The 13907-nt window shown below is 75.4% G+C and carries 13 protein-coding genes; 7 read left to right on the forward strand and 6 right to left on the reverse strand.

Annotation, left to right across the window (positions count from 1 at the left end):
* Window positions 1-11: 11 nt before the first annotated feature.
* On the reverse strand, window positions 12-413 hold the full coding sequence (locus ACGF13_RS36275; protein WP_392883530.1) for a cytochrome C oxidase subunit I: 402 nt from the start codon (window positions 411-413) through the stop codon (window positions 12-14).
* Between the two features lie 204 nt (window positions 414-617).
* Here ACGF13_RS36275 and ACGF13_RS36280 point away from each other — a divergent pair, with 204 nt between their 5' ends.
* The 3 genes from ACGF13_RS36280 to ACGF13_RS36290 all read left to right on the forward strand — a co-directional run bounded on the left by ACGF13_RS36280 (window position 618) and on the right by ACGF13_RS36290 (window position 3360).
* Window positions 618-1232, forward strand: coding sequence for a TetR family transcriptional regulator (locus ACGF13_RS36280; protein ID WP_392883532.1), 615 nt, complete (start codon window positions 618-620; stop codon window positions 1230-1232).
* Between the two features lie 28 nt (window positions 1233-1260).
* Window positions 1261-2805, forward strand: coding sequence for an FAD-dependent monooxygenase (locus tag ACGF13_RS36285; protein WP_392883534.1), 1545 nt, complete (start codon window positions 1261-1263; stop codon window positions 2803-2805).
* 123 nt (window positions 2806-2928) lie between these two features.
* A complete protein-coding gene (locus ACGF13_RS36290; RefSeq protein ID WP_392883535.1) occupies window positions 2929-3360 on the forward strand; it encodes a YchJ family protein in 432 nt (143 codons plus the stop codon).
* 21 nt (window positions 3361-3381) lie between these two features.
* Here ACGF13_RS36290 and ACGF13_RS36295 read toward each other — a convergent pair whose 3' ends face one another.
* Complete coding sequence (locus ACGF13_RS36295) at window positions 3382-4344, reverse strand: polysaccharide deacetylase family protein (protein ID WP_392883536.1); 963 nt, start codon at window positions 4342-4344, stop codon at window positions 3382-3384.
* Window positions 4345-4588: 244 nt separating this feature from the next.
* Here ACGF13_RS36295 and ACGF13_RS36300 point away from each other — a divergent pair, with 244 nt between their 5' ends.
* A complete protein-coding gene (locus ACGF13_RS36300) occupies window positions 4589-5128 on the forward strand; it encodes a GNAT family N-acetyltransferase (RefSeq protein WP_392883537.1) in 540 nt (179 codons plus the stop codon).
* Window positions 5129-5134: 6 nt separating this feature from the next.
* Here the strand turns inward: ACGF13_RS36300 and ACGF13_RS36305 are convergent, their stop codons facing one another.
* Window positions 5135-6052: a carbohydrate kinase gene (locus tag ACGF13_RS36305; RefSeq protein WP_392883538.1), complete on the reverse strand. Its 918-nt coding sequence runs from the start codon at window positions 6050-6052 to the stop codon at window positions 5135-5137.
* 340 nt (window positions 6053-6392) lie between these two features.
* Between ACGF13_RS36305 and ACGF13_RS36310 the strand changes: the two genes are divergently transcribed.
* Entirely contained in the window at window positions 6393-8015 is a 1623-nt protein-coding gene (locus ACGF13_RS36310; protein ID WP_392883539.1) for a M1 family metallopeptidase, read from the forward strand.
* A 237-nt stretch (window positions 8016-8252) separates the two neighbouring features.
* Window positions 8253-8492 carry a hypothetical protein gene (locus ACGF13_RS36315; protein WP_392883540.1) on the forward strand — a complete coding sequence of 80 codons (240 nt, stop codon included), beginning with the start codon at window positions 8253-8255 and terminating at the stop codon, window positions 8490-8492.
* Between the two features lie 13 nt (window positions 8493-8505).
* Here the strand turns inward: ACGF13_RS36315 and ACGF13_RS36320 are convergent, their stop codons facing one another.
* The 3 genes from ACGF13_RS36320 to ACGF13_RS36330 all read right to left on the reverse strand — a co-directional run bounded on the left by ACGF13_RS36320 (window position 8506) and on the right by ACGF13_RS36330 (window position 11862).
* Complete coding sequence (locus tag ACGF13_RS36320; RefSeq protein WP_392883542.1) at window positions 8506-10071, reverse strand: sigma-70 family RNA polymerase sigma factor; 1566 nt, start codon at window positions 10069-10071, stop codon at window positions 8506-8508.
* A 187-nt stretch (window positions 10072-10258) separates the two neighbouring features.
* Window positions 10259-11266, reverse strand: a complete 1008-nt coding sequence (locus tag ACGF13_RS36325; RefSeq protein WP_392883543.1) for a CAP domain-containing protein — start codon at window positions 11264-11266, stop codon at window positions 10259-10261.
* A gap of 116 nt (window positions 11267-11382) precedes the next feature.
* On the reverse strand, window positions 11383-11862 hold the full coding sequence (locus ACGF13_RS36330; protein WP_392883544.1) for a GNAT family N-acetyltransferase: 480 nt from the start codon (window positions 11860-11862) through the stop codon (window positions 11383-11385).
* Window positions 11863-12222: 360 nt separating this feature from the next.
* Between ACGF13_RS36330 and ACGF13_RS36335 the strand changes: the two genes are divergently transcribed.
* Window positions 12223-13767 (forward strand): ATP-dependent DNA ligase, encoded by a 1545-nt coding sequence (locus tag ACGF13_RS36335; RefSeq protein WP_392883546.1) that lies wholly within the window; start codon window positions 12223-12225, stop codon window positions 13765-13767.
* Window positions 13768-13907: the final 140 nt, after the last annotated feature.

Here is a 13907-nt window from a genome sequence, read left to right on the forward strand (position 1 = left end):
CGAAGGCCCGCTCAACCCCGCAACACGGCCGGGACCACGGCGAACAGCGCCGCCGCCACGGTGACGGAGAGGCAGAGCGCCGCCCAGCGGGCGCAGATCCGGCGGCACTCGACGCGGTACCGGGCGGCCAACCGGCGGCAGCGCTCGACCGCGCGGTCGACGACCTCCTCGGCGTAGCGCAACCGGTCGGCGGTGTAAGCCTGTTCGAGGCTCTCCCGCTCCGCCGCCGGCAGCCAGGGGAACTGCGCGGCGAACGCGCGGGCGTCCCGCTCGGCCGCCGCGACCTCCGCCTCCCAGGCCAGGAACCCCTCGATGCGGGCGAACGCCGCCCGGGAGTTCGCCCGGGCACCGGCCCCGGCGGGCCTGCCCTGACGAGGGGTCCGCGCTCTCGGCGGACGCTGTCTGCCACCCATGACCGCTCCTCCAGTCCTGTCGAGTCGTCCCGCCGGAAAGCCTGCGGGGTCGGGCTCCCGACGGGGATCGCTCCGCGACCACGCAACTACTACCAGCGACAAACCGCAGGTGGCGGGCGGCTCGCCACAGGCCGTACGGCCGGGAAAAACTTGCGCGCCACGCACTATTGCGCAGCGCGCACCTTCTGCGGAACAGTGGTGCCCGTGACGAACGGTCAGCCCGGGCTACGGGAACGGAAGAAGGCCGCGACGCGGGAGGCACTCGGCTGGGCGGCCCTGCGCCTGGCGGTGGAACGGGGGCTGGAGAACGTCCGGGTGGAGGACATCGCGGCGGCGGCCGGGGTGTCCCCGCGCACCTACAACAACTACTTCTCCAGCAAGGCCGAGGCGATCGTCTCCCGGCACCGCGACCGGATCCTGCGGGCCGCCGAGGCGCTGCGGGGCCGCCCGGCGGAGGAACCGCTGTGGGAGGCGCTCACCCACTCGCTCGTCGCACCGTACGTCGGCGCGCCGGAGGGGCCCGACCCGCGGTGGACCGCCGCCGTACGGCTTCTTCTGCGCGAGCCCGCTCTCCAGGCCGAACTGATCCGCGGCGGCGCGGCCGTCCGGACCGAGCTGGCGGCGGCGGTGGCCGCCCGGACCGGGACCGACGCCGACCGGGACCTCTACCCGAAGCTGGTCGCCTCGGCCGCCCTCTCCGCGCTGCAGGTCGCCAACGAGCACTACCTGACCGCCGACCCGGTGGTGCCGTTCCAGCCGCTGTTCACCGAAGCGCTGCGGCAGCTGGCGGCCGGACTGCCGGACCCGTCACAGGCGTGAACCCACCACATCCGAGGGGGATCTCGATATGACCAACGACGTCGTCATCGTCGGCGCAGGACCGGTCGGGCTGTTCCTGGCCGGCGAGCTGGCACTGGCCGGAGTCCGGCCGGTGGTGCTGGACCGGCTCCCCGCTCGCTCGGGCGAGCAGAAGGCCAACGGCCTGGTCGGCCAGGTGCTCCGGCTGCTCGACCACCGCGGCCTGCACCAGCCGCTCAGCGGCCTCCCGGGCGCGCCGCGGCCCATACCGCGCTTCGTGTTCGGCGCCTTCCCGCTGGAGCTGGACCGGCTCGACCGGAACCCGCTGCACGCCGCGCCCGTGCCCCAGCACCGGATCGAGGAGGTACTGGAGGAACACGTCCGCGCGCTGGGCGTCACCGTGCGCCGCGACCACGAGGTCACCGGCTTCGACCAGGACCGGACCGGGGTGACCGTCCACGTCCACGGCCCCGACGGCGCCGAGCGGCTGCGCGCCCGCTACCTGGTCGGCGCGGACGGCGGCCGCAGCACCGTCCACAAGCTCGCCGGAATCGGCTTCCCCGGCATCACCGCGACTGACCCGGTCTCCCGCGTCGCGCACGTGCGGCCGCCCGAAGGGCTGCGCACCACCGACAGCGGCGAGGTGCTGCTGCCGGGCTGCCCGACCCCGTTCCGCACGTACACCCACACCCGCACCGACCACGGCGTGTTCGTCATCTCCCCGTTCGACCCGGGCGCCGTCATGATCGCCACCATGGAGTGGGGCGGTCCGCCGGTGGACCAGGACACCCCGCTCACCCTGGACGAGCTGCGCGCCAGCATCCGCCGGGTGACCGGCGCCGACCTGCCGCTCGCACCGGCCCGCACCGCCGGGCCGTTCACCCCGCGCCGCACCGTCGGCCACAACACCCGGCTCGCCGAGCGCTACCGCGACGGCCGCGTGCTGCTGGTCGGCGACGCCGCCCACGTGCACGCCGCGACCGGCGGCCCGGGCCTCAACCTCGGCCTCCAGGACGCCGCCAACCTCGGCTGGAAACTCGCCGCCGAACTGCGCGGCCGGGCCCCGGCCGGCCTGCTCGACAGCTACCAGCGCGAGCGCCACCCGGTCGGACAGCGGGTGTTCATGCACTCCCAGGCCCAGACCGCGCTGATGGCCCCCGGCCCCGGGACCACCGCGGTGCGCGCCCTCTTCGGCGAACTGCTGGCACACCCCGACAACCTCGGCCGGATCGCCGCGCTGCTGGCCGGCAGCGACATCCGCTACGACGTCGACTGCCCGCACCCGCTGGCCGGACAGTTCGTGCCGGAAATCTCGGCGACCACGTCGGACGGCGAGGTGCGGATCGCCGAACTCGCCCGAACCGGGCGCCCGTTGCTCATCGACCTCACCGGCGGGAAGCTCGACCTCGCCGGCCCGGCGGCGGGCTGGAAGGACCGGGTGGACCTCGTCACGGCCGACTGCTCCCGACCGCCGGCCGGCGCACTGCTGCTGCGCCCCGACGGCTACGTCGCCTGGGCGACCGAGCCCGACCGGGCGGACCGGGAGGGGATGGACCGGGCGCTGCGCACCTGGTTCGGCGCCGCCGGCTCCTGAGCACGGGCTCCTCGCCACCGAGCGCGGACGGGCCTGCTCCTCGGCGCGCCGAGGAGCAGGCCCGTTCCCGTCGTGCACGGGGCGGAAGGGGAGCCGCCCGACGCGTGGGGGACAATGGGCGGCATGTCCCGACGTCGTTCCGCGCCCCGCACCGCCGCGCCCCGGCTGCTGCCCTCCTCCCCCTGCCCGTGCGGCCTGCCCGCCACCTACGGCGACTGCTGCGGCCGACTGCACCGGGGCCAGACGGCGGCCACCACCACCGAGTCCCTGATGCGCTCCCGGTTCAGCGCCTTCGCCGCACAGGACGAGGCGTACCTGCTGCGCACCTGGCACCCGGACACCCGGCCCGCCGAGGTCGACTTCGACCCGGGGCTGCGCTGGACCGGGCTGGAGGTGGTCGCCACCACCGAGGGCGGCGCGTTCCACGCGGAGGGCACGGTCGCCTTCCGGGCGCACTGGACCGAGGGCGGGGAGCAGGGCGTGCTCACCGAGAACAGCCGCTTCGTGCGGCACGAGGGCGCCTGGGTGTACCTCGACGCCCTCTCGCTCGGCTGAGCCGCCCACGACCGGCGGCCGCTACAGGTAGTCGTCCAGCCGCGCCAGCGCGAACCCCTGCGCGGTGGCGTCGTCGACGACCTTGCGCAGCAGGTCCGGCATGGAGGCATTCCAGATGTCGACGCCCCGGAAGTGGGTCAGGATGATGTCGCCCGGGTGGAACTTCTGGTCGTCGTAGCGCCACTCCATGTGGTCCGGGAAGGCCTCCTCGTTCCACAGCGGCACCGCCTGCACCCCGCAGGAGGCCGCCGCGCGCAGGGTGTCGTCGTTGTACTCGCCGTACGGCGGCCGGAACAGCCGGGGGCGGACGCCGATCTGCTGCTCCAGCTGGTCCTGCTGGTTGCAGATCTCCTCGTGCTGGGTCTCGTAGTCCAGGACCTTCAGGTTGCGGTGGTTGATCGTGTGGTTGTTGATCTCCACACCCTGGGCGTGCAGGTCGCGGAAGTAGCCGTAGTTCTCGCGGACGAGGTAGTCGGAGACGTAGGTGCTGAGCGGGATGCCCAGCTCCTGGGCCATCCGGGAGAACTCGGGGTCCTTCTCGTCCCCGTCGTCGACGGTCAGGAAGACCACCTTGTCGTCGGTCGGGACCCGGTAGACGACGGGCGGGCGGCCGTCCGCGAGCTTGACGCCCTGCCCCTGGGTGAGCTCGACCCTGGTCGTCGGGCGGGGCGGGGCCTTCAGCGGCGGGCGCTCCAGGCCCCAGCGCCGGGCGGCCTCCTCCTGATCGGCCGTGGCCTCGCCGCCGTTCTCCTCCTCCTTGCCGGCCACGCCGGGCAGCCGGGGCGGCGCCACGGGCGGGGCGCCCGCGTGGTCGGGGCCCTGGCCGGCGATCTCGGCGACGGGCGCCGCGTTCGCGTTCCCGTCGACGGCCGGGGCCGGCTTCGGTCCGGCCGGAGCGGCGCAGCCGGCGAGGACGGCGGAGAGGCAGACGGCGGCCAGCAGGCCGGTCCGTGCGCCGGTCCACCCCCGCTGACTTCCCCTCAAATCCCCGCTAGTACGACAAACTGATGGTCTGTTCATGGCTGCACTGCTCCCCCGCCGTGCACCACCGCCAACCCCCTCGTCACTCGCGCGGGGCAACGACGCACCGGGGGCCTTGCCGTTCCTTTGCCCGGGCGGCGGGCGATCGGGTGGCGAGCGGCAGGGCGTGCGGACGGGGCGGACGAACGGACGGGGCCGCCGGGAAAACCGATTGCGACGACGGCGCCGTGAAGTGGATCATGCGCGCATGACGAACAGCGCGCAGCACCGCTCAGGCTCCTGGACCGTCGCAACGGCCGACGTGACCACTCCCGAGGCCCTGGACCTGCTGCGCGAGTACTACTACGACGTGGCCAACCGCTACTACCGCCTGCACTTCGACCGGGAGGGCACCCCCGAGGAGCTGGAGTCCGGCCTCGCCGGCTCCCCCAGCGACGACCTCGCCGCCCCGAGCGGCCTCTTCCTGATAGGCCGCCACGACGGCGTCGCCCACTCCTGTGCCGGCCTGCGGCGACTCGACGCCACCACCGCCGAACTCACCCGGGTCTTCGTCCGCCCCGGCCTGCGCGGCACCGGCGGCGGCACCGCACTGCTGACCGCCGTCGACCGGGCCGCCCGCTCCCTGGGCGCGGACCGGATCGTCCTCGACACCCGCCTCGACCTGGTCGAGGCCCGCGCGCTCTACCTGCGCAACGGGTACCGGGAGATCCCCGCCTACAGCAGCGGCCCGTACGCCCAGGTCTGGTACGGGAAGGATCTCACCGCCCTTGCCCAGCAGGGAGGTTGAGCCCGACTAGTCGACACCCGCCTCGGGGCGGGGCCGCGGCCCGGCCGTCAGCGCGGCCGCGAGTTCGGCCGCCGAGGGCGGGTTGGCGCCCGGGCGGGAGACGGTCAGCGCGGCCGCCGTCACCGCGTGGGCGAGACAGGTCGCCAGGCCGGCGCCGGCCGCGCGGGCGTGCAGGAAGGCGGCCATGAAGGAGTCGCCGGCGCCGACGGTGTCCGCGACCGGCACCGGGCGGGCCGCGGCCTCGGCGCGGCCCCCGTCGGCGGTGCGGACGAACGCGCCCTCGGCGCCCAGGGTCACCGCGACGGTGGCGGGGCCGAGCGCCAGCCAGCGCTCGGCGACCGCCTCGGGCCGCTCACCCGGGTAGAGCCAGGCCAGGTCCTCGTCGCCGGCCTTGACCAGGTCGCTCAGCGCCACCCAGCGCTCGACCCGGCGGACGGCCTCCGCCCGGTCGCCCATCAGCGCCGGGCGCACGTTCGGGTCGTAACTGATCTGCGCCCGCCCGCGCCAGCGCTCCACCAGCGCCCGCACCGAAGCGGCGCCGGGCTCGGTGACGGCCGCGATCGAGCCGAGGTGGATCGCGGCGGGCGGCTCGGCGGGTTCGGCGGGCGGGAGCGTCCAGCGGATGTCGAAGGTGTAGCGGGCCCGCCCCTGCCCGTCCAGTTCCACCACCGCCGAGGGCGTCCGGTCGACCTCGGCCGCCCGCACCCGCACGCCCGCCGACTCCAGGTGCCGCCGGATCAGCCGGCCGTTGGCGTCCGGCCCCAGCTCGGTGAGCAGCGTGGCCGGTCGGCCGAGCCGGGCCAGGCCGTAGGCGACGTTCGCGGGGCTGCCGCCGGGGTGCACCCGGTCCGGGGCCGCACCCGATCGGACGATGTCGGCGACGCACTCGCCGATCACCAGAACGGGCGAAGCGGGGCTGGTCACGGCGGCTCCTGACATCCGGTGCGCGGGCATCCTCGGACAGCCAGCCTACGGGCTGCGTCAGGGAGGGAAGGGCGTCAGGGCAGAGAAGTACGGCCGCCGGACCTGGCCAGGTTTTCCGACGGCCGTGGCTCGTCCGTCAGGGGACGATGCACTACTGACCTTAGACCGCGGGCGGGGGCGCCGCCATCACCGTACGCCGTCCGGGGGAGCACGGTGTGTCGCCGGAATCGCCCCGATCACGCCCGGGGCGGCCCGGCGGTCCACTAGCATCCGTGGCCAGGCTCTCCCGTCCCGGCGGCTCCCCGCCTCCGCTCCCGCCCGTGAAGCGCGGTGATCACCCTTGTCCAAGTCCCTTCTGTTCAGGGTCCGTTCGCTCCGACCTCGCGCAGGTCTCGCACTGTCGCTCGCGCTCGGTGCGGCGCTGCTGTCCGCGAGCGCGCCGACGGCCGGCGCCACCGGCGGGCTGGGCGATCCGGTCTTCCCCTCGCTCGGGAACACCGGGTACCGGGCGCTCCGGTACGACCTGGCCTTCGACTACCGGGCCGACACCCGGACGGTGGACGGCACGGCCGTGCTCACCGTACGGCCGGACCGCGTCCTCGCCCGGCTGGAGCTGGACGCGCTCGGGCTGACCGTGCGCGACGTCCGGGTCGACGGGCGGGCGGCGGGCTTCGCGACCCACGACGAGAAGCTGACGGTCACCCCGGCCAGGCCGTTCCTCCCGGGCGCCGTCACCCGGCTGACCGTCGAGTACACCGCCGACCCGCGGGCCCGACTGCCGCACACCGGCTGGGTCCCCACCCCGGACGGCTTCGCAGTGGCCGGCCAGCCGAAGAGCGCGCACACCGTCTTCCCGTGCGACGACCACCCGAGCGACAAGGCCCGGTTCACCATCGCGGTGACCGCCCCCGATGCCCTCCTGGGCGTCGCCAACGGGGAGTTGACGGCCACCGAGCGACTCGGCGACGGCCGCACCACCCGCCGGTACGTCTCCCGCGAGCCGATGGCCACCGAGCTGGTCCAGGTCTCCGTGGGCGACTACACCGTGCGCGAGCGCACCGGCCCGCACGGCCTGCCGCTGCGCGACGTCGTGCCGACCGCCCGCGCCGCCGAGCTGGAACCCGCGCTCGCCCTCACCCCCGGCCAACTCGCCTGGGCGGAGGCCCACCTGGGGCCGTTCCCGTTCGAGACGTACGGGCTCCTGCCGGCCAACACGGACGATCCGGCCGCGTTCGCCTTCACCGGACTGGAGACCCAGACGCTCACCCTCTACAAGCCGAACTTCCTGCGGCAGGCGGAGCCGGCGATCGGCTCGCACATGATGCACGAGGTGGTCCACTCCTGGTTCGGCAACAGCGTCTCCCCCGCCCGCTGGTCCGACCTCTGGCTGAGCGAGGGCCACGCCGAGTTCTACGAACTGGTGTACCGCTACGAGCACGGGTGGCCGGAGGCCGACGGCAGCACCACGCTGACCGACCGGATGCGCCTGCTCTACGGGCTGGGCGACCAGTGGCGGCACGACTCCGGGCCGGTCGCCTCCCCCACCGCCGCCGACCTCTTCGGCGGCCAGCGGTACAAGGGCGGCGCGCTGGTGCTGTTCGCGCTGCGGGAGAAGGTCGGGGCGGCGGCCTTCGAGCGGATCGAGCGCGTCTTCCTGGACACCCACCGGTACGGCAACGCGACCACCGAGGACTATGTGCGGACGGCCTCGGCGGTCTCCGGGCAGGACCTGCGGGGCTTCCTCGACGACTGGCTGTACGGGCTGCGGACGCCGCCGATGCCCGGGCATCCGGACTGGGTGGTGGGCCCCGTGGGGCAGGCGGGGCAGGCGGGGGCGACTCCGGGGGGCCAGGTGCCCGCGGCGTCCGTCCCCGGAGCGCCCGTCTCCGGGGCGCCGGCTCCGGAGGGTGGGGCCGCAGGGGCGGGCGGGCCCGTGGGGGCGCGGGGCTCCGGAACGCTCTGACGGCGCGGCTGGGGCTGCTGGTGCACGCCCGGCGCGCCGCCGTGCGTCCGGTCGCGCGTCGCACGCCCCTGACCGGCAGGGGCGGGTGGGGCCATGGTGGTTCCCACGGCCCGCCCGCCGCCCGGCAGAGTCCCGGTCGGCTCGCGGGCCGTCCAATCGTTCCCGTGTGCGCCCGCCCGTGAGCGGGCGCACACGGACCAGCCGTAACCCTTCCGGCGCAGCGTCGTTGGACCGGCCATGAAGAAGCGCAGCATGCTTGCCGTGGCCTCGATCGCCGTGGGTGTCGTCGCCTCCCTCACCGCGCCGAGTGCGCACGCCAGTGCCCTGGGCGGGCAGGAAGGGCTGCCCGGCCCGCTGAGCAGTGCCCCGGACGTGGTGCCCGGGCAGGTCGGTGACGCGGGTGGCGTCCTCGGGGAGGCCACGGGCTACGTGACCGGGTCGGCGGACGGCCTGGTGGCGGTCGCGCCCCACGCGTAGCCCCGCGTGGGGCTCAGGACATCGGGGCTCCGAGGTCCTGGGTCCAGTAGGGCGTGCCGGCGGAGTTCACGGCGAAGCCGACGCCGACGTCCTTGAATCCGCAGTCGAGCATGTTGGACTGGTGGATTCCGCCGTCCATCCAGCGGGCGAGGACGGCGGCCGGGGTGGTCGGACCCCGGTCGAGGTTCTCGCCCCACTGCGACCAGCGGTAGCCGGCGGCGGTGATCCTGGCCTCGGTCCGGACGCCGTCCGGGGTGACGTGGTCGAAGAAGCCGCGGGTGGCCATGTCGTCCGCGTGCTTCTGGGCCGAGCCGTGCAGCCTGGGGTCGATCCGCAGCGGGGCGCAACCGGCCTTGACGCGTTCGGCGTTGACCAGGTCCACCAGTTGGCGCTCCGGGTTGGGCAGCGGTGTCGCGGAGGCGGTACGGGTCGCGGTCGGCGTCGGTGTGGGCGTCGCCGTCGGTGACGGGCTCTCCGCGGGTACCGGGGTCGGCACCGGCGTGGCGGGTGCGGCGGCGGCCGTGGGGGCGTCCTGGGCCGCGGCCGGGGCGGTGGGCTCCGGTGGCGTCGGCCGCGGCGGCTCACCAGCCTGCGGCCAGACCAGGGCGAGGGTGGTCACGGCGACGGCCGCGGCCGCACCGCTCACCAGCACAACCTTGCGGGCCGCGGTACCGGCCCAACCGCCGTGCCCTCCCGCTCCGGCGTGCGCGCCGGCGCCCGCGCCGGAGCCCGCACCGGTGGCGGCCGTCGCGGAGGCGGAGGCGACGGAGGCGGCGGTGTGCTGGAAGTGCAGCAGCACGGGCGCGTCGAGCGGGATCGGCACCAGGGCGAGGCCGGCCAGCAGCCCTTCGGCCGGGAACAGGTCCCGGCCGAGCCCGCCGCAGTCGGCGCAGTCCCGGATGTGACGGGCGATGCGCTTGCGCCAGACCGAGTTCGGGGTGCCGTCGAAGCCCGCGGTGAGCTCGGTCAGCCCGGGGCAGCGGGGGTAGGCGCAGAGCGCGCGGACGACGATGCGGCCCGCTTCGAGCTGCTTCTTCATCCGCTGCACCCGCACCGCGGTGTGCTGCGGGCTCAGGTCGAGGGCCTCGGCGAGTTCGGCGCGGGTCAGTTCGCCGGCGGCCTCCAGCCACCAGAGGGCGAGCAGTTCGCGGTCGTCCGGGTCCAGCCAGCGGGTGGCCTCGGCCACCTCGCGGCGCTGGCCGGAGAGGCCGAGGCGCAGGATGGTCAGGTCGGTGAAGTCGGCCCGGGGGTCGGCGACCTCCCAGGTCTCGTCCAGGCCGCCGACGGTCGGCTGCTGCTGGCCGGCGGTGTGCCGACGGCGCACCTGGTTCATGGTGATGGCGACCAGCCAGGAGCGGAAGGCCTCCGGGTCGCGGAGCCCGTCCAGGCCGTCCAGGGCCCGGATCATGGTCTCCTGCGCGACGTCGTCCACGTCGGCGTGGCCGCCGAGGGCGCGGCCGGCCACGTTGTAGACGAGCGGCAGCCAGGCGGCGACCAGCGCCTCCCGGGCCTGCCGGTCGCCTGCCTGCGCCGCGAGTACCAGGGTGGTCCCGCTCCTGTTCTGCACATCAGCGTTCATGGTCCGCACTCCGTCTTGCCGTCTATCCGTCCGCCGCTGCCTCCTCGGAGACCCGTGGGGAGTGATCAGATAACAACAATGTGCACGGAATCGGAAAATCGGACCGGCCGGACCAGGCGGACCGGGGCGTACGGACCGGATCGTTCGGCCCGGTCCGACGGTCAGACCGGGTCGAACGAGGGCCGGTTCACGCCGGGGCGGCGAACACCTGGGTCCACCACGGGCCGTTGGCACCGGTCCGCACCCCCACGCCGAGCTGCTTGAACGAGCAGTTGAGGATGTTGGCCCGGTGGCCGGGGCTGTTCATCCAGGACTCCATCACCGCGGCCGGGTCCTTCTGGCCGCGGGCGATGTTCTCGCCCCAGGTGCTCCAGCTGTAGCCGGCCGCCTCGATCCGGTGGTCGGCGTGGTTGCCCTCGGGGCTGGCGTGGTCGAAGTAGCTGCGGTCGGCCATGTCGTCGCTGTGCGACTGGGCCGCGCTCGCCAGCCTGGGCTCGTTGCTGACCGGCCCGCAGCCGGCCTTGCCGCGCTCGACGTTGACCAGGTCCACGACCTGCTGGGCGTACGACGGGGACGCGCCCCCGCCCGCCGGCCGGGCCGCAGCGGCCCGGGCGGCGACGGTCTGACCGGCGGCGGTCTGACCGGCGGCTGCGGTGCGGGTCGCGCTCGGGGTCGCCTTGGCCGCGGCGGCCGTGGGAGTGGGGACGCCGCTCGGCGTGGCGGCGACCGAAGCCGTCGGCGAGGCCGGAGCAGTCGCGGCCGTCGACGTGGCCGCGGCACTCGGGGTGGCCGCCGGGTCGGCGGCGGTGGGGGTGGCGGGCGACGGGACGTCCGGGTTCGTCCCCCCGGCGCCGGGCACCTGGATGCCCTCGCGGGTGCCCAGCTCCGCGGAGATCAGCGCGTCGGCGGTCAGCGACTGGCCCGCCAGGTCACGGTCGGCCTGCTTGCCGCCGTACGCCGCGTAGCCGGCGCCGGCCAGGGCGGCGAACAGCCCGGTCCCGGCCACGGCGGCGACGACCGCGGTGACCGGCACGATCCCGCCGCGCCGCCGCGACCGGCGTCCCCGGCCGGCGTGCCGCTCGGCAGCGCGCCGCGCCGCCCGGCCGCCGGAGCGGCCACGGGCCGCGCCCCCGCTGTCGCTGCCGGCGCCTCCCCCGCTCGCCGGGAGGATGGTCGTCCTGTCGTCGCTGTTCACGGTGGCCACGCTTTCTGTTCCGGGTCGACTGGTCGGGTGTCGACACTTGGGAGACCTCCCCGCGGGACGTCGATAACAGAAATTCCGAACGAATGTCCGGCGGCCGGGCCGCGGCCTCAGCCGGCCGGCTCCTCCGGAGCCATGTCGTAGGTGACGAACCTGGTCCGGGTGGCGACCTGGTCGTACTTGCCACGGGCCCGGTAATTGTCCTCGGAGGTGATCCAGCGGACGGTGACCCACCCGCGTTCCGCCGCGATTTCCCGCAGCCGGCCCAACAGCGCGTCCACCGCCCCGCCGCCCCGGACCTCCGGTGCCACGAACAGATCGTCCAGGAAGCAGCCGACGGCCCCGTGCAGCGGCCGCGAGAACGGGCGGTAGTGCGCGAGCCCGACCGGCCGGCCCTCCCCGTCCCGCGCCAGCAGCCCGGCCAGCTCGTGCGCCGGATCCATCAGCCAGGACCAGACCAGCTCGGCCTTCTCCTCCGGGATCGGCACCCGGTAGAACTCGCAGTACCCACGGAAGAGCTCGCGCCAGGCGGCGTAGTCACCGGCCTCGGGCGCACCGATGCTCCAACGGGTCGTGGGGGTGTCGCTCATCTCGGTCTCCATCACTCAGGGGGTGGCGGGAGCCCCCAGCATGACGCCCCGTCGCCCGGCCGGTGATCACCGTCCCGGCCAAGACCGTGCCCCCCGCGCGCCACTGCGGAGCCTTGCGGCCCAGGGCCTGTCTTCGAACTCGCGTCTGCGGGGCGACGCTCCCCCGGCCTTCGGCCGGGAGGTGCCCCCACCTCCGCCTTGCGACGCACACACCCCAACGCCGCCCCGCCCGCCCTCCGGGCGGACGACGGGAGTTTGAAGACAGGCCCTCGGGCCGGGAAGAGCCCGGGCCGGAGCCGGGGCCGTCGTGCGGGGGTGGGAGTGCGGGCGGATGCTGAGGGACGTGGAGGTGGTGGTGGCGTGACGGGGTTGACGCGGTTGGCTTTGGTGTCGCGGGAGGTGGCGGCGGAGCCGGGGCGGCGGGCGAAGACGGGGTTGCTGGCCGCCTGTCTGCGGGAGTCGGGGCCGCTGGAGGGGGCGGTGGCGGTGGCGCTGCTGTCCGGGGAGTCGCAGCGGCTGCGGACCGGGATCGGTCCGGCGGCGCTGCGGGGACTGCCGGAGCCGGCGGTGGAGGCCTCGCTCGGGGTGCCGGAGGTGGAGCGGGAGCTGGAGCGGATCGCCGGGGTACACGGCGCGGGGGCGCAGACGGAGCGACGGCGGCTGCTGCACGGGCTGTTCGCGCGCGCGACCGCCGTGGAGCAGGGGTTCCTGCGGGCGGTACTGGTCGGGGACCTGCGACAGGGGGCGCTGGACGCGGTGGTCGGGGACGCCGTGGCGCAGGCGGCCGGGGTGCCGGCGGCGGCGGTGCGGCGGGCGTTGATGTTCCGGGGGTCGGCCCGCGCGGTGGCGCAGGCGGCGCTGACCGGTGGGGAGGCGGCGCTGGCGGCCTTCCGGCTGGAGGTGGGGCGGGCGGTGCGGCCGATGCTCGCCGCCTCCGCGCCGGACGTGGCCACGGCGCTGGAGCGCACCGGTCCGGCCGCGGTGGAGTGGAAGCTGGACGGCGTCCGGGTGCAGGTGCACCGGGAGGGCGGGGAGGTCGCGGTGTTCACCCGCGGCCTGGAGGACATCACCGCCCGCGTCCCCGAGGTGGTCGAGGCCGTGCTGGCCCTGCCGGTGCGCTCGGCGGTGCTGGACGGCGAGGCGATCACGCTCGGTCCGGCCGGCCGGCCGCGCCCGTTCCAGGAGACCGCCGCTCGCATCGCCTCCCGGCAGGACCCGGCCCGGCTGCGCGCCGGGGCTCCGCTCGACGCCTGCTTCTTCGACCTGCTGCACCGGGACGGCGAGGACCTGGTGGACCGTCCCGGGCGGGAGCGCTGGGCGGCGCTGGCCGGGGCGGTGCCGGACGTCCTGCGGCCGGCCCGGGTCGAGACCGGGGACCGCGACCGGGCGCTGGCCTTCTTCCGCGAGACGCTGGCGCTCGGCCACGAGGGCGTGCTGGTGAAGGACCCGGCGGCCCCGTACGCGGCCGGGCGGCGCGGCGCGGGCTGGATCAAGGTGAAGCCCCGGCACACCCTGGACCTGGTGGTGCTGGCCGCCGAGTGGGGCAGCGGGCGGCGCCACGGCTTCCTCAGCAACCTGCACCTGGGCGCCCGGGCGGCGGGCGAGCCGGGGCTGGGCCCGTGGGTGATGCTCGGCAAGACCTTCAAGGGCCTGACCGACGAGACGCTCGCCTGGCAGACCGCCGAGCTGCTGGCCCGGGAGACCGGACGGGACGCCTGGACGGTGCGGGTCCGGCCGGAACTGGTCGTCGAGATCGCCTTCGACGGGGTGCAGCGCAGCCCCCGCTATCCGGCCGGCCTCGCCCTGCGGTTCGCCCGGGTGGTGCGCTACCGGCCGGACAAGGCCGCCGCCGAGGCCGACACCGTAGCGACCGTACGGGAGATCGCCGCCGCCGAGGGGCTGTGAACTCCCTGGGCTGCCGGCCGGAGCCCGGGCCGGGACGCCAACTCTTGTCAGGGGTACGTCAGTTCAAACCTGCCTCGCCGCCCGGCGGCTCCGGCGGGAACCTAATCGGCCATTCTCGACGATCCCGCCGCCGCACCCGC

Origin of the sequence: Kitasatospora sp. NPDC048286, from assembly GCF_043201735.1 — a bacterium.
In the GTDB taxonomy this organism is placed as follows: Bacteria; Actinomycetota; Actinomycetes; order Streptomycetales; family Streptomycetaceae; genus Kitasatospora.